The 18,778-nt window shown below is 72.0% G+C and carries 17 protein-coding genes; 6 read left to right on the top strand and 11 right to left on the bottom strand.

Annotated features, from left to right (window positions below; all coding sequences use genetic code 11):
- Positions 1-9: 9 nt before the first annotated feature.
- From HB370_RS01875 to HB370_RS01860, 4 genes are read right to left on the bottom strand one after another with little or no spacing between them, the layout of a single operon-like run.
- Positions 10-744, bottom strand: a complete 735-nt coding sequence (locus tag HB370_RS01875; RefSeq protein ID WP_051815989.1) for a tyrosine-protein phosphatase — start codon at positions 742-744, stop codon at positions 10-12.
- Positions 741-1,865 (bottom strand): pyridoxal phosphate-dependent aminotransferase, encoded by a 1,125-nt coding sequence (locus HB370_RS01870; protein WP_078637653.1) that lies wholly within the window; start codon positions 1,863-1,865, stop codon positions 741-743. Before HB370_RS01870 ends, HB370_RS01875 begins: the two co-directional genes overlap by 4 nt.
- Positions 1,862-3,226: a radical SAM protein gene (locus tag HB370_RS01865; protein WP_030787351.1), complete on the bottom strand. Its 1,365-nt coding sequence runs from the start codon at positions 3,224-3,226 to the stop codon at positions 1,862-1,864. Before HB370_RS01865 ends, HB370_RS01870 begins: the two co-directional genes overlap by 4 nt.
- Positions 3,227-3,258: 32 nt before the next feature.
- The gene (locus HB370_RS01860) at positions 3,259-3,915 is read right to left on the bottom strand and encodes a 2OG-Fe(II) oxygenase (RefSeq protein WP_030787348.1); all 657 of its coding nucleotides are present in this window, start codon (positions 3,913-3,915) and stop codon (positions 3,259-3,261) included.
- 233 nt (positions 3,916-4,148) lie between these two features.
- Here HB370_RS01860 and HB370_RS01855 point away from each other — a divergent pair, with 233 nt between their 5' ends.
- Positions 4,149-4,775 carry a 2OG-Fe(II) oxygenase gene (locus HB370_RS01855; protein WP_030787343.1) on the top strand — a complete coding sequence of 209 codons (627 nt, stop codon included), beginning with the start codon at positions 4,149-4,151 and terminating at the stop codon, positions 4,773-4,775.
- Positions 4,776-4,857: 82 nt separating this feature from the next.
- Here HB370_RS01855 and HB370_RS01850 read toward each other — a convergent pair whose 3' ends face one another.
- From HB370_RS01850 to HB370_RS01820, 7 genes are read right to left on the bottom strand one after another with little or no spacing between them, the layout of a single operon-like run.
- The gene (locus HB370_RS01850) at positions 4,858-5,052 is read right to left on the bottom strand and encodes a ferredoxin (protein ID WP_030787340.1); all 195 of its coding nucleotides are present in this window, start codon (positions 5,050-5,052) and stop codon (positions 4,858-4,860) included.
- A gap of 16 nt (positions 5,053-5,068) precedes the next feature.
- Entirely contained in the window at positions 5,069-6,301 is a 1,233-nt protein-coding gene (locus tag HB370_RS01845) for a cytochrome P450 (RefSeq protein WP_030787337.1), read from the bottom strand.
- Complete coding sequence (locus tag HB370_RS01840; RefSeq protein ID WP_030787332.1) at positions 6,298-7,983, bottom strand: AMP-binding protein; 1,686 nt, start codon at positions 7,981-7,983, stop codon at positions 6,298-6,300. The genes HB370_RS01845 and HB370_RS01840 overlap by 4 nt, the downstream gene beginning before the upstream one ends.
- 30 nt (positions 7,984-8,013) lie before the next feature.
- Entirely contained in the window at positions 8,014-9,183 is a 1,170-nt protein-coding gene (locus tag HB370_RS01835; RefSeq protein ID WP_030787329.1) for an FAD-dependent oxidoreductase, read from the bottom strand.
- Positions 9,180-10,460, bottom strand: coding sequence for a DegT/DnrJ/EryC1/StrS family aminotransferase (locus tag HB370_RS01830; RefSeq protein ID WP_030787326.1), 1,281 nt, complete (start codon positions 10,458-10,460; stop codon positions 9,180-9,182). Before HB370_RS01830 ends, HB370_RS01835 begins: the two co-directional genes overlap by 4 nt.
- A complete protein-coding gene (gene dmpG / locus HB370_RS01825) occupies positions 10,454-11,527 on the bottom strand; it encodes a 4-hydroxy-2-oxovalerate aldolase (protein ID WP_030787323.1) in 1,074 nt (357 codons plus the stop codon). The genes HB370_RS01830 and dmpG overlap by 7 nt, the downstream gene beginning before the upstream one ends.
- Positions 11,524-12,414, bottom strand: coding sequence for an acetaldehyde dehydrogenase (locus tag HB370_RS01820; RefSeq protein WP_030787320.1), 891 nt, complete (start codon positions 12,412-12,414; stop codon positions 11,524-11,526). The genes dmpG and HB370_RS01820 overlap by 4 nt, the downstream gene beginning before the upstream one ends.
- 276 nt (positions 12,415-12,690) lie before the next feature.
- Between HB370_RS01820 and HB370_RS01815 the strand changes: the two genes are divergently transcribed.
- The 5 genes from HB370_RS01815 to HB370_RS01795 all read left to right on the top strand — a co-directional run bounded on the left by HB370_RS01815 (position 12,691) and on the right by HB370_RS01795 (position 18,768).
- Positions 12,691-14,724 (top strand): amino acid adenylation domain-containing protein, encoded by a 2,034-nt coding sequence (locus HB370_RS01815; protein ID WP_030787315.1) that lies wholly within the window; start codon positions 12,691-12,693, stop codon positions 14,722-14,724.
- Positions 14,725-14,730: 6 nt separating this feature from the next.
- Positions 14,731-15,552 (top strand): alpha/beta fold hydrolase, encoded by an 822-nt coding sequence (locus tag HB370_RS01810; RefSeq protein ID WP_208974366.1) that lies wholly within the window; start codon positions 14,731-14,733, stop codon positions 15,550-15,552.
- The gene (locus tag HB370_RS01805) at positions 15,542-16,732 is read left to right on the top strand and encodes a cytochrome P450 (protein ID WP_030787308.1); all 1,191 of its coding nucleotides are present in this window, start codon (positions 15,542-15,544) and stop codon (positions 16,730-16,732) included. The genes HB370_RS01810 and HB370_RS01805 overlap by 11 nt, the downstream gene beginning before the upstream one ends.
- Before the next feature lie 13 nt (positions 16,733-16,745).
- Entirely contained in the window at positions 16,746-17,426 is a 681-nt protein-coding gene (gene upp / locus HB370_RS01800) for a uracil phosphoribosyltransferase (protein WP_051815988.1), read from the top strand.
- A 67-nt stretch (positions 17,427-17,493) separates the two neighbouring features.
- Positions 17,494-18,768 carry an ATP-grasp domain-containing protein gene (locus tag HB370_RS01795; protein WP_051815987.1) on the top strand — a complete coding sequence of 425 codons (1,275 nt, stop codon included), beginning with the start codon at positions 17,494-17,496 and terminating at the stop codon, positions 18,766-18,768.
- The last annotated feature ends 10 nt before the right edge of the window (positions 18,769-18,778 follow it).

Raw genomic sequence — 18,778 nt, 5'->3', positions numbered from 1 at the left:
TCTTCTTCCTCACAGACGAACGGGATGGGTGAACGCGCCGACGACCGTGCGCAGCCGGGTCTCCTCCCGGAGGCCGTGGAGCGTGAGCATCCGGGCGACGCTGCCGTGTTCGGCTTCGATCCCGGCGATCAGGGAGTGCATCGTCGCCGCCGGCGTGGAGGTCCGCAGCCGCAACTGCGCGAGGGTGTCCTCGCGGGTCCAGTTCGGGCGGGCGTCGGCGCTGCGCAGGGCGCGGTAGGCGCGGGCGGTCAGGGCGTAGTCCCGGGCGACGTCCGCCGTCCGTACCCCGAGCGCCCGCAGGACCAGGGCGCTGACGACGCCGGTGCGGTCCTTGCCCATCGCGCAGCAGATGTAGACGGGGACCTCCGCCCCTTCGGCGAGCAGGTCCACGATCTCCGCCGCGACCGGCGCCGCCCTTGTGAGCATGTCACGGTAGTTCGCGAGGTAGTCGCTGGGCCGGGGCCGCACATTGCCCCGGATACGGCTCATGTCGCCGGCCACGGGCCGGGACAGCACGGTCGCGCCCGTGTACTCGGGCCCCCGGTACTGCCGGCGCTCCTCCTCCAGGCGCAGGTCGACGACGGTACGGATGCCCAGGCCGCCGAGCGCGGGCGCCGTCTCCGGAGACGGCGCCGGCCCCCGGACGAGGAGTCCCCGCCGCAGGTACCCCCCGCCGGGACCGCGCAGCCCGCCCAGATCGCGCACGTTGGGCAGGCCCGGAACCATGATCCTCCGGGTGTTCATGCCACCCCTTCGCGGTACCGGTCGCCCAGGGCGGCGACGGCCTGACGGACGACGGCGTCGTTCGCGACCGCGATACGGACGGCGGCCGGCAGCCCCGGCGCGCCGGACAGGTCCCGTACGACGATCCCCTGGTCCAGGAGGTGCCGGCTCGCGGCCCCGGCGTCCGCCGGACCGGGGACGTCCCAGGTGACGAAGTTCCCGCCGCTCGGCCGGGCGTGCCAGCCGGGCACCGCGCGCTCGACCTCGGCCGCGAACCGCTCCCGCAGCCGCCGTACGTCGGCCCAGATCGCGGTGAAGACGGCCTGCTCCTCCAGTGAGCGCCGCAGCAGCGCGACCGCCGGAGCGGAGACCGAGCCCTCCGGGTCCAGGTCGAACAGGTGGCGGGCGGTCGCCGGGTGCGCGACCGTCACCGCGATCCGGGCGCCCGACAGCCCGTAGGACTTGGAGAACGTGTTGACGCGGACGACGTGCCGCAGACCGGCGAGCCCGCGCACCAGCTCCTCGCCGCCCTCGGTGAACGCCAGGTAGGCGGTGTCCACGACCAGCAGACTGCCGTGCTCCGCCACCGCGTCCGCCAGCTCGGCCAGTTCCTCCCTTCCGTGCACCTGCCCGGTGAAGCTGTGCGGGGTGGTGACGACGACGAACGCCGGCGCACCCGCGCGCAGCCGCCGCGCAAGGTCACGGAGGTCGAACAGCCCGGTCTCCGGGTCCGGGGCCACGGGGTCCAGGACACAGCCCGAGATCGCCGCGAACTTCGCCCATCCGTCGAAGTTCGGCTGGTGCAGGACGATCCGCGACACCTCCGGGAACGCGCGGGTCAGCAGGTTCAGCCCGGGATCGCTGCCCGCGGTCAGGACGAGGGAGTCGGTGTCCACCCCGAACCGGTCGGCCAGCATGCCGTAGACCGGCTGGAGGATGGGGTAGGTCAGCACGTCGTTCGGGTCGAACTCCGCCAGCGTGGCCCGGTGCACCGCCGCCGCCCGGCTGTCCAGCAGCCCGCAGTTCTTCAGGTTGATCTCGTCGGGGACCCGGACGCGCCGGTTGCGGAACCGGCCGGCGCTCTCCCGCAGGAAGGGGGAGTCCGCCCCTTCCCGCGCCGGCACGAGCGTCTCGTCCCTCATGCCGGGCGCAGGGCCGGGCCGGCGGCGCGGGCGGGGATGTTCTCGAACACCTGCGTGACGTCCGGTTGGCTGCCGAAGACGATGTCGTAGCCGCGGGCCAGCTCGTCGTCGGTCAGCGCGTGGGTGCCCGGCACGAACAACTGCCGGTTGAACGCGGCCATCTCGTGGTCGAGGAGGTCCGGGCCCGCGAGCTCCCAGGGGGCGTACACGGTCGGCCGGGCCCGGCCCCCGCGCTCCTGGACGGCCTCGATGGTCCGCTCGGCCCCCTCGATGGTGGTGCCGGGCAGTCCGACGATGACGAAGCAGTTCAGCTCGATGCCCGACTCCTTGCACCAGGCCGAGAGCCGGTCGAGGTCCATGGCGGACTTCTGCTTCGCCCGGGGCAGCAACGCACCCTCCTGCGGATCGAGCGTCTCCAGACCGACGCTGATCCGGACGCAGCCGGCCGCCCCCATCGACCGGATCATCCCCTCGCTGAGGTGGTGGACCGTCGTCGCGCACTTCCACGGGTACGGGGAACCGCGGCCGGTCAGCTCCCGGCACAGCTCCTCCATCCACTTCTTGTCCAGCGTGAACGTCGGCGCGTAGAACGCCACGTACTCGAACGGCGCCGCGGCGAACGACTCCTCGATGTACTGGATCGTCCGCTCGACCGTGAGCCGCCGTTCCTTCCGCGTGTAGATCAGTGGCACCTCGCAGTAGGAGCAGCCGACCGGGCACCCGCGAGCCGCCGGTACGACCAGTTCACGGCGGCGCGGGATGCCGCAGAACTTGTTGGCGTCGTCGAAGTAGAGGGCGTCGTAGTGCCCGTACGGGATCTCGTCGGGCGTCGGCAGGTACCAGTCCTCTGCCGGGAGCAGGTCGCCGCGGCGCTTGGGAGCGGCCCAGGAGCCGTCGCGGCGCAGGTGCACCCCCGGCGCGTCGGCCGCCCGGCCACGGAAGGCCTCGATCGCGGCGACGACGCCGGACTCGAAGTCGCCGTTCTCCACGATCGCGTCGATGTCGAAGCGTTCGAAGAAGCGGGGGTTGACCCCGGACAGCCTGCCGAACGTGACGATCGGGGCGTCCGGGTTCAGCGCCCGCGCGTAGGAGACGAGCCGGCGCAGCCCGTCGATGCCGTCGAACTCGTTCATCACGGCGATCACGTCGTACCGCTCCTGGAAGAGCCTGCTGCCGAGGTCCTTCCACGTCAGCCGCTCGACACTGGCGTCGATCGCGGTGACCTGGGCGCCCGGGTAGACGGCGCGCAGGTGACCGGTGACCTGGTAGAGCGCGAGGTGGTGCCCCGCGTTGAAGTAGCTGAGCACCTGCGGCGGCCAGATCACGAGGATCTTCCGGGGTTCGTCCACAATCTCTCCCATGGGGGGTCCTTTCGGTGCCGGGCGCCGGACGGTCAGTTCTGCGGCCGGTACGCGGAGCCGGCGAGCCCGGTGGTCAGCCAGTACTCGATCTGGACCGTGATCCGCTCGGTCCCCTCCGGGTGCTCGATCTTCGAGACCGCGTGCCACGACTTGTCGGTGGGCGGGAAGGCGAGCAGCTGGCCGCCGACCGGGCTGATCTCCTCCGTCGGACCCTCCTTGGGGGACGCGAAGATCTGGAACTGCCCGCCTGCCTCGACGGGCCAGTCACGGTTCAGGTAGAGGATCACGGTGATCGCCTTGGTCGGCTTGTCCTTGTGTACCGACAGGTAGTCGCCGTTGCGGTGGGTGTAGAGGCCGATGCTGCGCTGCAGGCCGGCCAGTTCGATCCCGGTCGACTTCTCCAGCCAGGCGGTGAACTCGGCGCCGCGCAGGTCCTCCACGAGGTCGCGCCAGACCGCGGGCAGGCGGGGGAAGACCGGGGCTTCCTCTTCGAGGACGATGAGGTCCACGAGGTTCATCCGGTACTGCTTCTCGTGCTTCGGGTCCTCGACCGCGATCTTCGCGACGTCGGCGGTCGGCATGGTCGCGAGCAGCTCGTCCAGTTGCCCGTCGTCGAGCAGGTCACGGCCGCGGAAGAGCTGGAACGGCTGGGTACGCTCCTCCAGCGCCGAGTCGAGCGTCAGCACCACGGTGTCTCCTTGGGGTCGATGCGTGGGCCCGGGACGGCCCGGGCCTGACCTGGCCACAGCCTGTCCGCGGGCCCCTGCCGACCCCTCGTCGGTTCGCTGCCCGGCCGCTGCCGGGGATCGGCAAGGTCTTCGCAAACCGGCGAGCCATCGCACGGCAAGCGGCAGGGTGACACTGGCGGGGCAGCCCTGATACCCGAACCGGCGCACACGCCGGCCGCCGAGAGGTGCGAGTCTTGATCAACCTGGCCGTCCGGCTCGAAACGTGGGACCACCCCTTCCGGCACTTCCGCGGCGCCGGTCTGCTGTCCGCGCGCCACCTGGCCGACCTCGGCGCCACCGCGCCGGACGAGGGCCTGTTCCGGCGGATCGACACCTCGACCGGTGAGGTACGGCGCCGCTATCGTTCGTCCGTCCTGCCGATCTCCGACAACAGGACCGGCATCACGCCCGATGAGATCCCTCTGGCGGCGCCCTGGCGCGAACTGGTCACCGACCTGCTGTCCGACGAGTTCACCGGCTGGCTCCGTCGCGAGACCGGGGTGGACACCACCGGGCTCCACCGCCGGGCCGAGATCTACCACCACTACGACGGCGACTTCGAGGACCTCAGCGTCGGCAAACAGCACAAGAGACTGTCCTTCGCACTGCACACCAACGAGCACTGGCCGGCCGACGGCGGCGGAGAACAGGAGTGCTGGTCCGGCCCGGACAGGTCGGCCGGGCCTGTCTCGACCATGCTTCCGACGGGAGGCACCGCCTGGCTCTACTCGCCGTCGCCCTCGTCCTGGCACCAGATGGCGCCGGTCAGCGCTGGGCGGGGCCTGGTGCGGCGGTGGGTCACCATGGCCTTCTTCGAGTAAGCGGCGAACCCCGGCCCGACACCGACGGCCGGACAGGACGGAAGCCGCCGCCCGAGTCGTCTCGGACGGCGGCTTCTGCCGGTCACTCCCCGTCGATCCGGATGGCCGACGACGGGCACAGGTGGACCGCCTGACGGACGGCCGGCCAATCCGCCCCGGCCGGATCCACCGTCACAGGCGCGACCAGCCCCTCCTCGTCCTGGTCGAAGACGGCGGGCGCCGCCAGGACGCACTGGGCGGCGCCGACGCACCGCCCCTTGTCCGCGGTGATGTGCACGGGCGTGCCCCTCTCCTCAGCAGTTCACCGGCACCCGGTAGATGCCGTAGATCCCGGCGTCGTCCTTGTACGGCAGCTCCTCGGCGGGCACGGCCAGCGACAGGCCCGGAACCCGGCGCAGCAGCGTCTCGAACACGATCTCCAGCTCCACCCGGGCCAGGTTCTGCCCGAGGCACTGGTGGACTCCGTACCCGAAGGCGACGTGGTGGCGCGCGCCGCGTTCGAAGTCGAGCCGGTCCGGGTGCTCGAAGACCTCGTCGTCCCAGTCGGCGGCCAGCCCGGACACGACGATGCCCTCGTCCTTGCGGATGGTCACGCCGCCGATCTCGATGTCCTCGGTGGCGACCCGGGCGGGCGCGTTCTCCACGACGCTGAAGTAGCGCAGCATCTCCTCGATCGCCGGGGGCAGCAGCGAGGGGTCGGCGGCGATCCGTGCCTTGTGCTCCGGGTTCTCCAGCAGCGCCACCACGCCCAGCGAGATCATGTTCGCGGTGGTCTGGTGCCCGGCGATCAGCAGCATGACGGCGGTGCCCACGATCTCGTCGTGCGTCATCACCGGCGTCCGCCGGTTGCGCGCGATGAGCCGGCCGATCAGGTCGTCGGTGGGCTCGCCCCGCTCCTTCTCGGTGACGAGGTCCTCCAGGAAGTCGTTGAGCGCGTCGGAGGCCGCGGCGCGCTCCCGTATCGAGACGGACCGGCTGACCAGCATGCCCGCCCACTCGTGGAAGTCACGGCGCTGCTCGTGGGGCACGCCCAGCAGCTCGCAGATCACCAGCGACGGCACCGCCTGCGACACGTGCTCGACGAGGTCGGCCGGCTGCGGCGCGGCCAGCATCTCGTCGATGCTCCGGTCGACGATCTCCTGGACCCGCGGGCGCAGAGCGGCGATCCGGCGCAGCGAGAACTCGCCGGTCAGGATCTTGCGGTGAGCCCCGTGCTCGTCCCCGTCCAGGTGGATCATGGACCGCCGGGTGCTGAGCCGGCGGACGCGCTCGGTCGCCGTGCGCTGCTCGGCGGTCAGCCGGCCCGGGAACGCCGGGTGCAGGCGGTCGGCGCTGACCCGCGGGTCGGCGAGCAGCTTGCGGGCCAGATCGTGCTTGAGGACCAGCCAGGCCACCTGACCGTCGGGCATGCGGACCCGGCTGACCGGCTCCTGCACGCGCAGCTTGCGATACTCGGCGGGCGGGTGCATGGGGCACTCGCGGGCCATGGGGAACGACGGGATGTCGTGGCCGAACGTCTCGGTCATGGGGTGGGTTCCCGTTCCTCTCGGGCCTGCCGGTCCGCTGCCGCCGCACGGAGCGCGACCCGGTTGATCTTGCCGACGCCGATCATCGGGAGGGCGTCGACCACCCTTATGTCCTCGGGCAGTTTGTACGTGGCGATGCCGCGCTCGGTGAGGAAGCGGCGCAGGCCGAGCAGCGTCGGCTGCTTCTCCGGGTCGGAGGGGACGGCGAAGACGCAGACCGTCTGCCCCCACACCGGGTGCGGCATCGCGACCGCCGCGACCGCCCGCAGCAGGGGGTGCTCGGCGAGCAGCGATTCGATCTCCCCGGCGGAGATCTTCTCCCCGCCGCGGTTGATGACGTCACCGATCCGGCCCTCCACCACCAGCCCGCCCGATGGGTGGAGCCGTGCCAGGTCGCCGGTGCGGTAGAAGCCGTCGTCGGTGAAGGCGCGCGCGTCGGCGTCCGGCGCCGCGTAGTACCCGGCGACCGTGTACGGGCCCCTGGTCAGCACTTCTCCCGTCTCGCCGGGTGCCACTTCGGTGCCGTCCTCGGCCACGATGCGGATCTCGTCGCCGGGTGAGGCGGGCCGCCCCTGGGTGTGGGCGATGACGTCATCGGGGTCGTCCAGCGCGGTGTAGGTCAGCAGCCCCTCGCTCATGCCGTAGCACTGCTGCACCGTACAGCCGAGCAGCTTGTGCGCCTCGGCCGCCGGGGCGGGCTCCAGACGGGCGCCGCCGGCCTGGAGCACGCGCAGCGACGTCGGCCCGCGCCCCCGCCGTCCGGCCTCGCTCAGCCACTGGGTGATCAGCGCGGGCACCAGCGTCGTGTGCGTCACCCCCTCCCGGTCGATGAGGTCGAGCGCCGCCCCGGGATCTCCCGGCGAGCCCAGGACGACCCGGCCGCCGAAGGCCAGGGCGCCGAACATGCCGGGGCAGTTGAGGACGAACCCGTGCGCCCCCGACATGACGGCGAGGTACACCGTGTCCGGTGACAGCCCGGCCCACCGGGCGGCCGTGCGGATCATGTAGCCGTAGCCCTCGTGGGCGCGCGCGATCGCCTTCGGCGGGCCGGTGGTCCCGCTGGACAGCAGGAAGACGGCGGGCTCATCGGCCAGCGGCGGCCCCAGATCGGGCAGGGGCCTCGCCCCGGGGTCCGGTCGGCACAGCTCGACCAGGTCCTCGGTGCCTTCGGGAACGGCGTCCGCCGCGCGGTCGGCGACCAGGATGTGCCGGATGCCCGGGCAGCTCTCCCGCAGTTCCCTCGCCAGCGCGACATGGTCGAAGCGCTGCCAGCGGTGTGGTACGGCCACGGCCGTGGGCCGGGTGGCCGCCACGACCGCCAGCAGCTCGCGGCGGCGCAGCGTGGGCACCGCCATCACCGGGTGGGCGCCCAGCCGCATCAGCGCCAGCGGCAGGACGACCAGCTCCAGGTCGTTGGGGAGCTGGACCAGGACACGGTCCCCGCGCGCGATCCCGAGGCCGGCCAGCCGGGCGGCGGCGCCGGCGACCGCGTCCGCCAGCTCGCGCCGGGTCAGCCGGCCGCCGGGGCCGCGGACGGCCTCCTTCTCGGGATCCTCGGCCACGTGCCGCAGCACCAGCCGGTCGACCCGCTCGGGACGCCACCACCCGCGGTCGCGGTACTCCCGCGCACGCTCCGGCGGAATCCTCGGGAGGCCCGGATCCTCGGGACGGAATGAACTCACGCCCTGTCACCTTCCTTTCCGGCGGCCACGTCAGAGAGCCGACTGCGGGGCGAGCCGTGAGATGTCGTACGCGGTGGAGTCCTCCACAGCAAGGTCGGCGCAGATCCGGCCGAACAGCGGGACGAACTTGAACGCCCAGCCCGCCCCGTAGACGACGAGCTTCTCTCCGTACGTCATCAGGTCCCGGGCGGTGCCGAGGAAGAACTGCCGTTCGGGGTCCGTGGGCAGTACGGCCAGGCAGGTCGAGGTCCGCACCGGGTCGGGATCGACCGTGGGCAGATGGTCCCGCAGCCAGCCCGAGAGCCGGTCCATCTGGCGCCGGTCGGCGACGCCGGTGGCCGCCGAGGGGTGGTCGAGCGGGTCCACCTCGAAGTCCGGCCCGCAGCGCACGAACTCCCCGGGCGCCCACGGGTTGTGGCCGAACCCGTAGAACAGGTTGGTGTCCTGCGGCGCCGGCTGCTGGAAGGCGAACCAGAACGGCGCCTCCGTCACCGGCGTGGCCTGCCGGTAGGCGGCGATGGCCATCTCGTACACCGAGTACGCGAGGCGCGCGCCCAGCGGTTCCAGCAGGTCGTTGGTGTAGGGGCCGCAGGCCAGCACCACCTTGCCGGCCCGATAGGTGCCCCGGTCGGTGGTGACGCTCACCCCGTCCGCGTCCGGCACGAGTTCCGTCACCGTCTCCCCGGCGCGCAGGGTGGCGCCGGTCGCCTGGGCGAGGGTGAAGAGCGCCGCCAGCGTTCCCCTGACATCGATCGTCCCGCCGTCCGGCTGGAGAAACCCCTCGTAGTCCCGGGGCAGGCCACGGAATCCGAACCGCCGCTCGATGTCGGTGGCCTTGAGCCACTCGTAGCGCACCGAGAGCTTGTCCATCATCGCGGCGGTCCCCGAGATCTGGCCCTCGTTGGTGACGACGTCGGTGTCCCCGAACCAGAGGCTGCCGATCTCGTGGATGAGGCGGCGCTCGCAGCGGCTCTCCAGCGCGCGCCACAGCGGAAGGGTCTCCAGCGTCAGGCGGAACAGGTCCTCCTGCGTGTACTGGAGCCGCCAGTGCCGCTCGGCGCCGCTGGTGCCCCCGTTCTCGTTGAAGAACGTGTGCCGCTCCAGGACCAGTACCCGGTGGCCGCGCTCGGCGACCTGCCAGGCGGTGGCCAGGCCCACGGGCCCGCCTCCCACGACCACCACGTCATAGGATTCCGTCATGCCCGGGCCTCCTCGTAACTCGACGTGCCGCGCTCGCCGGTGTCCCGCCGTCCGGTGAGCGCGGACTTCAGGGCCAGCACCAGGTGCTCCACCTGGCCGTCGGTCATCGACGGGTAGCAGGGCAGGTTGACCTGCTCGTGGAACCAGAGCCGCTCGGTGACCGGACACTCGCCGAGCCGGTGGCCCCGGCCCCGCCACTCGGGGCGCAGGTGCAGGGGGAAGTAACGCACCTGCACCTGGACCCCGGCGTCCTCCAGGGCGTGGATGACCTCGTCGCGGCTCACGCCCTGTCCCGGCCGGACGAAGAAGGTGAACAGGTGGTAGGGGTGGTGGATGTCCTCGGGCACGTCGGCCAGCCGCACCTGCGGCAACTCCGCCAGCGTCCGGGCGAGACGTCCGGCGATCCACCGCCGCCGCCCGGCCAGCTCCTCGAGACGCTCCAGCTGGACCAGCCCCACAGCCGCCCCGGCCTCGCTGAGCGTGGCGTTGCTCCCGGGGTGCCGGATGCGCAGGCACTCCTTCTCGTACGAGTCCCCCGCCCACATCATCCAGGGCTCCGAGTGCTGGTACGGCCCGGCCGACAGCGGCGACGGGATGAGGACCCCGTCGGCGGCGTTGGAGCGGATGCGGTCGAGGCGCTCGGCCCACTCGGGATCGTCGAAGGTGAGCATGCCGCCCTCGCCGAGGGTCGTGATGTTCTTGCTGGAGTGGAAGCTGAAGCACCCGATGTCGCCGAGCGCGCCCGGCCGCCGGCCGCGGTAGAGGGCGCCCAGCGCGTGCGCGCAGTCCTCGATCACCCGGACGCCGTGCCGGCGGGCCACCCGCATGATCTCGTCCATGCGGGCCGGCCGGCCGCCGTAGTGGACCAGGATCAGGGCCCGGGTCCGCGGGGTGATCAGCGACTCGAACGAGTCGACGTCCACGTTCAGGGTGTCCGGCTCCACGTCGCAGAAACGGACCGTCACGTCGTGGGCCAGCAGGGGGTCGACGGTGGCCTTGAAGGTCTGCGGGGTCACGATGACCTCGTCACCGGGGGCGAGGTCCAGCAGGTGCACGGCGAGCGCGACGGCGACGGTTCCGCTGGTGACGGTCATCGCGTACCGGCTGCCGACGTGCTCGCGCATCGCCTGCTCGAATGCGTCCCGCCACCGCCCTTGGGAGAGGCTCTCGCCGGACCGGACGACCTCGCCCAGCGCGGCCAGCTCGGCGCCCCCGAGGATGCTTCCCACCGCGGGGGCCGGCACGAAGTACCGGGAGTTCTCGTTCACGGTCAGCATGGGCCGGTCCCACTGCTCGCCGGGCTTGCACCGTCCCGGGCGGCGCGCAGGGCCAGCGCCACCTCCACGATCAGGTCCTCCTGGCCCGCGACCACCTGACGCCTGCCGAGTTCGAAGAAGATGTCGCGCGGATCGACCCCTTCCCGCGCCGCGATGTCGAGCACCGGTTTCTTGAACCCGGAGAACACCCCGGCCAGCCCGCTGACGATGGAGACGGAGTCGATGGTGGGCGGCGCCGGCATCAGCTCCCGCCCGGCGATGTCCGCCGCGTCCAGGAGCCGGTACAGGTCGATGCCCGTCCGGAACCCCAGCCGTTCCAGCACCGGCACCAGGACCTCCAGCTGGGTGTTGCCGGCGCCGGCGCCGAAGCCCCGCGCACACGCGTCGAGGATGCCCGCCCCCGCCTGAGCCGCCGCGATCGAGTTCGCCACGGCCATGCCGAGGTTGTTGTGCCCGTGGAACATCACCGGCACGTCGACGGCGGCGCAGATGGCCCCGATGCGGGCTGTGACGTCCGAGGGCAGGAAGTGCCCCGAGGAGTCGAGGATGCCCACACCGGTGGCGCCGTACCCGACCAGGCGCGCGCATTCCTCGGCGAGCTGGTCGGGGCTCGCCATGTGCGTCATCAGGAGGATGCCGTGCGCCTCCACGCCCTCGTCGCGCAGGAAGCCGAGGTGGCGCTCGGCGACGCTGGCCTCGGTGCAGTGCGTCGCGATGCGCACCAGGTCGACCTCGTACGCGAGGGCGTTCTTGATGTCCTGGGTGGTGGCCCAGCCCGGGAACATGAGAACCCCGAGCTTGCTGGTCGTCAGGGTCTCCCGGGCGATCGACATCATCTCGTCGTCGCTCAGCCGGGCCCGGCCGACCTGGAGGGACGAGGCGGCCAGCCCGTTGCCGTGGCCGACCTCGACGACCGGGACGGCTGCGGCGTCCGCGGCTTTCAGATAGGCGCGGAACTGCTCCGCGCCGAGGCTGTGCCGCACGGCGTGCTGACCGTCGCGCAGCGTCGGGTCGTGGATCTGGACCGGCCTGCCCGCGGCGGCGTCCCGGGCCGCTTCCTGGCTCATGCCGTCTCCCTGCCTGCCAGTGCGAGCCGGCCCGCCGCGTAACACTCGGCGGCCTGGATCGCGGCGGAATTGATGATGTCGAGATTCCCGGCGTAGTGCGGCAGCCGGTCGCCGGACGAGGTGACCTCCACGGAGACGAAGGCCGTGGAGTCGTTGACGGTGCACACGCTGACGCCGAACCCCTTGACGTACGTGCGGATTTCGTCAGCGGCTCTCGTCACCAGCGCGCGCACCGAGTCGGTGGTGAGGTCCCGGCCCCGCAGGTACATGGCGACCCGGAAGGTGGCCGCGGGCCGGGCCGGGCTGATGTTGACGAGGGCCTTCACGTCCTCGACGCCGGTGAACCAGCGGATCGCGTCCTGCGTGGTCTGCACGTACTCGTCGAGGTTCAGGCGTGAGGCGCGGCCCACGCTCAGGGTGGCGGCCGTGGTCACGACCTCGACGCAGTCGATCTCGTGCGCTCTCGCGATCGCGTGCAGGATCGGTACGCACGCCTGCCCGCCGCAGGTCACCATGCTGATGTCGCGGTGGGAGCCGATGTCCTCCCGGTTGACGCTCGGGACGATCATCTGCCCGACTCTGCTGGGTGTCAGGTCGACGATCATCGCCCCGGACGCCGCGAGCTTCTCCGCGTGCTCGGCGTGGAACGACGCGTTGGTGGCGTCGAACACCACGTCGAAGTCCTCCTCGGCGTCGACGAGGGACTGGATGCCCCCGGTCGCCACCGGCATCCCGCGCCGGGCAGCCCGCCGCAGCTCGGCGGCGTCGTGCCGCCCCGCGACGAGCCGCAGGTCGAGACAGTCCGAGCGCATGATCTTGGTCGCCAGGTCCATACCGATGAGTCCGGCGCCCAGGACCGATACGGACAGCCGTCCAGTTGCTTGCATGTACGGTCGCCTTTCCGTCAAGGTGCGGCGTGATCCGCAGGGGGACCGGCCCGCGGAGGCCGGCCGCGGTGGTCCCTACGCGGCCCAGCCTGGAACCGGGGCCTTGCCGACGGCTTGCCGTGCACTGACCGGCCGGCGCCGCGGGCGGGGCAAGCGAGGCGGCGAGGTCCTTGCAGGGACGCGGCGACATGCTGTGCGGGCACCACCTTGGGGCTTCCCCCGCTACAACGCCAGTGCGCACGCCGCACATTCAGCATCCGAAGGGGACTGCGATCCGTGGTCAACCCGATTCATGACGACAACGGTGCCTGCCTGGTCCTGGTGAACAGCGAGAACCGGCACGCTCTGTGGGCCGACGGCCCCGACGTACCACCGGGCTGGCGCGTCGCGCACCGGGCGGCCGGCCGCCGGGAGTGCCTGGAGTACATCGGCGCCCACTGGCCGGACATCCGGCCCGCCAGACTCCCGGACACCGGGAAGGACGCGGGTGCCTGCCTGCACGACCTGTTCGCCGCCCAGGTCGCGCGCACCCCCGGGGCGCCGGCCCTGATCTGGCGGGACCATGAGATCTCGTACCGTCAACTCGACGACGACTCCAGCAAGTTGGCCGCATACCTGCGGCTGCGCGGCGTGGGGCCCGGCGCGTTCGTGGGCCTGTGCGTCGAGCGGTCGCCGCAGATGATCACGGCCCTGCTCGGCGTCCTGAAGACCGGCGCCGCCTACGTGCCCCTCGACCCCGAGTACCCGGTCGAGCGGCTGCGGTACGTCCTGTCCGACACGGGAGCACGCCTGCTCCTGACCCAGGAGCCGCTGAGGCCGCTCTTCCCCGACCACGACGGCGAGATCCTCTGCCTCGACCAGCACCGGCAGGACATCGACGCGCTGTCCGCCGCGCCCGCACCGGACAGCCCCGTCCCGCTGCCGTCGGACACCGCCTACGTCATCCACACTTCCGGCTCCACGGGCCGCCCCAAGGGCGTCCTGGTGACGCACCGCTCCCTGGCGAACCACAGCTCTGCCGTGAACCGGTACTTCGCCTTCGCCCCCGGCGACCGCGTCCTGCAGTGCAGGCCGCTGAGCTTCGACGCCGCTGCCGAGGAGATCTTCCCGCCGCTCCTGCACGGCGCGGCCCTCGTCCTCGGCAGCGACCCCCTGCGCCAGACGTTCCGGGCCCTGACCCAGCAGGTCATCGACACCGGCACGACCTTCCTGAGCGTGCCCACGGCCTTCTGGCACAGCTGGGTCGCGGAGGAGGACTGCCTGCTGCGGCTGGCCACGGAGTCCGCGCTGCGCACGATGATCGTGGCCGGCGAGAAGGCGGCCCGTCAGGCCCTGCTGACCTGGAAGAAACGGGTCGGCGAGGACATCCGCTGGTTCAACGTCTACGGCCCCACCGAGGGCACCATCACCACGACGGTCCACGAGCCGGGCGCCGACTGGGAGACCGGCGAGTACGGCTCCGTCCCGATCGGCCGCCCCATCGACAACGTCCGCACGTACGTCCTCGACGACGCCCTGCGGCCGGTCCCGGCGGGAGAGCCGGGCGAGCTGTTCATCGGCGGGGCGGGCGTGGCCGTCGGCTACCTGAACGCGCCGCAGACCACCGCCGAGCGGTTCCTGCCCGACCCCTTCTCCGGCGTGCCCGGCAGCCGGCTCTACCGCACCGGGGACCTGGTGCGCGCGGACGCCGACGGCTGCCTGGAGTTCCTCGGCCGCCGGGACCACCAGGTGAAACTGCGCGGTTACCGCATCGAGCCCGGCGAGATCGAGGCCGTGCTCACCGAGCACGAGGACGTCCGGGCGTGCGTCGCCCTGGTGACCGACGACGGCCCCGACAGTGCCCTCGTGTGCTTCGTGACCGCGGGTGGGCGGGCCGCGCCGCCGGCCGCCGAACTGATCGCCCACCTGCGCGGCCGGCTGCCCTGGTACATGATCCCGACGGCCGTCCACGTCCTGGACGCCTTCCCCCTGACCCCCAACGGGAAGATCGACCGGGCCGCCCTGCTCGCCCTCGAACCCGACGACGACGGCGAAGCCGTCCACATCGCGCCGCGCACCCCCGAGGAAGCGGTCCTGGCCGACATCTGGGAGGACATCCTCGGCCGCCGCGGCATCAGCGTCGACGCCGACTTCTTCCAGGTGGGCGGCCACTCCCTGCTCGCCGCGAGCCTCATCGCCCGCATCCGCGCCCGGTTCGACGTCGCCATGACGGCCCGCGTGCTGTTCGAGTCCCCGACCATCGCCGGGCTCGCCGAAGCCGTCACCCGGGCGACCGGCGACGGCGCGGCGGCCCGCGCCGGACGGAGCTGACCGGCGGTGGCACCGCGACAGGCCGCCGCCACGCGCCCGGACAGCCCCTGGCTGCGCACCTTCGGCCCGCCGCGGCCTGCGGCCCCGGCCCGGCTCGTGTGCTTCCCGCACGCCGGGGGCGCGGCCAGCTACTTCCGGGACTGGGGCGGCCGTGACCTCGCCGGGGCCGAGGTGTGGGCCGTCCAGTACCCGGGCCGCGAGAACCGGATCCGGGAGGGGTTCCCGCCCGACCTGCACACCCTCGCCGACCAGGTCACCGAGGAGCTGCGCGGACTCCTCGACCGGCCCGCCGTCTTCTTCGGGCACAGCATGGGCGCCGTCGTCGGCTACGAGGTCCTGCGCCGCCTCACGGCCGACGGCCGGGGCGGCGCCGTACTCCACCTCGTGGTCTCGGGGTGCGGCGCCCCCCAGCGGGTGCGCCCCTTCGCCGGGCAGGAAGGTGCCCACCTCCTGGACGACGACCGGCTCGTGGCCCTCCTCAAGGAGCTGGGCTCGGGCAACGCGGGCCTGCTCGACGACCCGGACATGCGCTCGGTCTTCCTGCCGGCGGTCCGCGACGACTACCGCATCGTCCAGTCCTACGTCCCGCGCGCCGGCGGCCCGCTCCTGCGGACCGACGTCACCGCGTTCGTGGGCCGCCAGGACGAGGCGGTCGGCGTCGGCGACGCGGGCGCCTGGGCCGGCGCGACCCTGGGCCGCTTCACGCTCCGCACCTTCCCCGGCGGCCACTTCTACCTGGGAGAACACCCGGACCACGTCCTGCACGCCCTGCGCGAGGTCCTCCTTTCCGCCACCACGATCGACACCGGGAGAGCCGATGAGAGTTGACCTGTCCGACCCGCTCTTGTACCGGGACTCCGACCCCGCACCGGTCTGGTCGCGGCTGCGCGCCGAACACCCCGTCTACCGCAACGAGCGGGCCAACGGAGAGCACTTCTGGGCGGTGATGACCCACGGCCTGTGCACCGACATGCTGACCGACCCCCGCGTCTTCAGCTCCCAGAACGGGATGCGCCTCGACTCCGACCCGCAGGTCCTCGCCGCCGCGGCCGGCAAGATGCTCAACATCACCGACCCGCCCCGGCACGACAAGATCCGCAAGGTCGTCAGCTCGGCGTTCACCCCGCGCATGGTGAGCCGGCTGGAGGCCACCATGCGCGAGACGGCCGCCAAAGCCATCGACGAGGCGCTGGCCGCGGGGGAGTGCGAGTTCACGCGCGTCGCCCAGAAACTGCCGGTCTCGGTCATCTGCGACATGCTCGGCGTCGCGCCCGCCGACTGGGACTTCATGGTCGAGCGCACCCGCTTCGCCTGGAGCTCCACCGCCCTCGACGAGGCGGAGGAGGCGCGCAAGGTCCGGGCCCACACCGAGATCCTGCTCCACTTCCAGGACCTCGCCGCGGAGCGCAGGCGGGAGCCGAAGGACGACCTCATGAGCGCCCTGGTGTGCGGCGAGATCGACGGCGCCCCGCTGACCGACCAGGAGATCCTCTACAACTGCGACGCCCTGGTCTCCGGCGGCAACGAGACGACCCGGCACGCCACCGTCGGCGGGCTGCTCGCCCTCATCGACAACCCGGATCAGTGGCACCGGCTGCGCGACGAGCCCGCCCTCATGCCCTCGGCGATCCAGGAGATCGTGCGCTACACCTCGCCTGTCATGCACGCGCTGCGCACCGCGACCGAGGACGTCGAGTTCGGCGGGGAGCGGATCAGCGCCGGGGACCACGTCGTCGCCTGGCTGCCCTCGGCCAACCGCGACGAGAAGGTCTTCGACGACCCCGACCGCTTCGACATCGAGCGCGAACCCAACCGCCACCTGGGCTTCATCCAGGGCAACCACTACTGCATCGGCTCCTCGCTCGCCAAGCTCGAACTCACGGTGATGTTCGAGGAACTCCTGGCGCGGGTCGAGGTCGCCGAACTCGCCGGCCAGGTCCGCCGCCTGCGCTCGAACCTGCTGTGGGGGTTCGACTCGCTTCCCGTGAAATTCGTTCCGAGGGCCTGAGGAGAGCTGCCCCATGACCGCGCCCACCGCCCCCTCGACCGACACATACCTCGGCACCAATGTCCGTCTGCTGCCCCAGACCGACCAGCTGCGCGCCCTGCACACCGCGATCCGCGACCGGGACGCCAGCCACGAGGACTTCGTCCGCTACTCGCGCCGGATCATCCGCCTGCTGATCGAGGCGGGCATGGACCTGCTGCCCTTCGAGCCGCATGAGGTCCGCACCCCGACCGGCGCCGCCTACCAGGGGCTGCGCTTCGCCTCCGGGCTGTGCGGGGTCACCGTGGTGCGCGCCGGGGAGAGCATGGAGGGCGAACTGCGGGACGTCTGCCCGGGGATCAGGATCGGGAAGATCCTCATCCAGCGGGACGAGACGACCAAAGAGGCCCGCCTCTACTACACCTCCCTGCCCGCCGACATCGCCCGGCGGCACGTGCTGCTCCTCGACCCGGTCATGGCGACCGGCGGGACCGCGCTGGCGGCGCTGCGCGTGCTGACAGACCTCGGCGTGCCCGAGGAGAACATCGTCTTCGTCAACTTCATCACCGTCCCCGAGGGCATCACCGCCTTCTGCGAGCAGTACCCGCGGGTGCGGATCGTGACCTCCGCCATCGAGGAGCGGCTGACCGAGGACGCGTGGATGCTGCCCGGCATCGGGGACTTCGGGGACCGCTACTTCGGCACGGACGACTGACGTGTGCGCGGCCGGCTTCCCCGGCCGGCTGGAAGACCGTGAAACGACGACTGACCGAAGGATGCACATGAAGGCCGAACAGGGGCCGTTTCTGCTGCTGAACACCAAGAAGATCGTCTCGCGCCTGCACGAGTGGTTCCCCGACGCGGCGCGGGAGCTGGTCGTGGTGACCACGAAAGCGGACATCCCCTCCGCCGACATCCCCGCGTACGCACGACGCTTCCTCCACCTGGAGGTGGTGCCCAACCTCTGGGAGCTGTCGGACGACGAACTCCTGGCCCTCGCCCGGCGGTTCGGCGTACGCCGGATCCTGTCGCTCGGCGAGCGCGAGGTGCTGCGCGCGGCACGCATACGGGCCGAACTCGGCCTGCCCGGCCAGAGCCTCGCCTCGGCCACGGCGTACCGGGACAAGCACGTCATGAAGTCGACCCTGGCGGCGGCGGGCATCGACGTCGCCCCCATGCGCAAGTTCCGGACCAACGACGACCTCGCCGAGTTCGCGTGGAAGGTCGGCTTCCCGGTCGTCGTCAAGGAACTCGACTCCGGCGCGTCGAACGGCACGGTGGTCCTGATGGACGAGGAGGACCTGCGCGCCCTCCCGGAGCGTGCCACCGCGGCGCCCCGGCTGGCCGAAGCCTGGGTCGAGGGCGACTTCTATCACGTCAACGGCCTCATGAAGGACGGCGAGGTGGTGCTCGCGGTGCCCTCCCGCAACCTGTACTCCGACTGGTTCTCGGTCGCCTACGACGCCCCGACCATGACGGGGATGATGCCCGACGACCACCCCCTGTCCGAGCGGCTGCGCAGTACCGCGCGGCAGGTCGTGGCCGCGCTTCCCGCCGTACCCGACCTGTGCGCCTTCCACCTCGAACTGTTCCACACCGCCGACGACCGCGTGGTCGTCTGCGAGATCGCCTGCCGTGCGGGCGCGGCCCTCGTCAGCGACGTCCACGAAGCGGTGCTGGGCGTGAACTTCCACGGCGCGAGCCTGCTCGGCCAGGCCGGACGTGGTGACCAGGTCGAGATCCGGCCGACCGGCGAACGGCTCGGCTTCGTCTGGTTCCCGCCGGCCAAGGGAGTCCTGCGCGCGCTGCCCGACACGTGCCCGCTGCCGGGGACGGTGAGCTACCGGCCCTGCGGCGACATCGGACGCCGCTACGGCAGTTCCTCCGGACTCGGCCGGCCCATCGCCGAGATGGTCTTCCGGCTCACCGAGCCGGACACCGGGGCGGAGCTGCGGCGGATCGAGGAGTGGTGGGACGACAACGTCGTCTGGGAGCACCGGACCAACGCGGTGCCCGACCGCTGGAAGACGCCCCGAAGGAAGCCGGCCGACGCGTAGCGGCCCGGCA

The sequence above is a fragment of the Streptomyces sp. DSM 40868 genome, from assembly GCF_011820545.1.
Taxonomy (GTDB): Bacteria; Actinomycetota; Actinomycetes; order Streptomycetales; family Streptomycetaceae; genus Streptomyces; species Streptomyces eurythermus.
Note: the sequence above shows the minus strand (reverse complement) of the source record. Positions and strands in the feature narration are given on the sequence as shown.

Coding starts and splice junctions, on each gene's coding strand:
- HB370_RS01875 (WP_051815989.1), bottom strand. CDS start 744: ATGAACACCCGGAGGATCATGGTTCCGGGCCTGCCCAACGTGCGCGAT.
- HB370_RS01870 (WP_078637653.1), bottom strand. CDS start 1,865: ATGAGGGACGAGACGCTCGTGCCGGCGCGGGAAGGGGCGGACTCCCCC.
- HB370_RS01865 (WP_030787351.1), bottom strand. CDS start 3,226: ATGGGAGAGATTGTGGACGAACCCCGGAAGATCCTCGTGATCTGGCCG.
- HB370_RS01845 (WP_030787337.1), bottom strand. CDS start 6,301: ATGACCGAGACGTTCGGCCACGACATCCCGTCGTTCCCCATGGCCCGC.
- HB370_RS01835 (WP_030787329.1), bottom strand. CDS start 9,183: ATGACGGAATCCTATGACGTGGTGGTCGTGGGAGGCGGGCCCGTGGGC.
- HB370_RS01830 (WP_030787326.1), bottom strand. CDS start 10,460: ATGCTGACCGTGAACGAGAACTCCCGGTACTTCGTGCCGGCCCCCGCG.
- dmpG (WP_030787323.1), bottom strand. CDS start 11,527: ATGAGCCAGGAAGCGGCCCGGGACGCCGCCGCGGGCAGGCCGGTCCAG.
- HB370_RS01820 (WP_030787320.1), bottom strand. CDS start 12,414: ATGCAAGCAACTGGACGGCTGTCCGTATCGGTCCTGGGCGCCGGACTC.
- HB370_RS01805 (WP_030787308.1), top strand. CDS start 15,542: ATGAGAGTTGACCTGTCCGACCCGCTCTTGTACCGGGACTCCGACCCC.
- upp (WP_051815988.1), top strand. CDS start 16,746: ATGACCGCGCCCACCGCCCCCTCGACCGACACATACCTCGGCACCAAT.
- HB370_RS01795 (WP_051815987.1), top strand. CDS start 17,494: ATGAAGGCCGAACAGGGGCCGTTTCTGCTGCTGAACACCAAGAAGATC.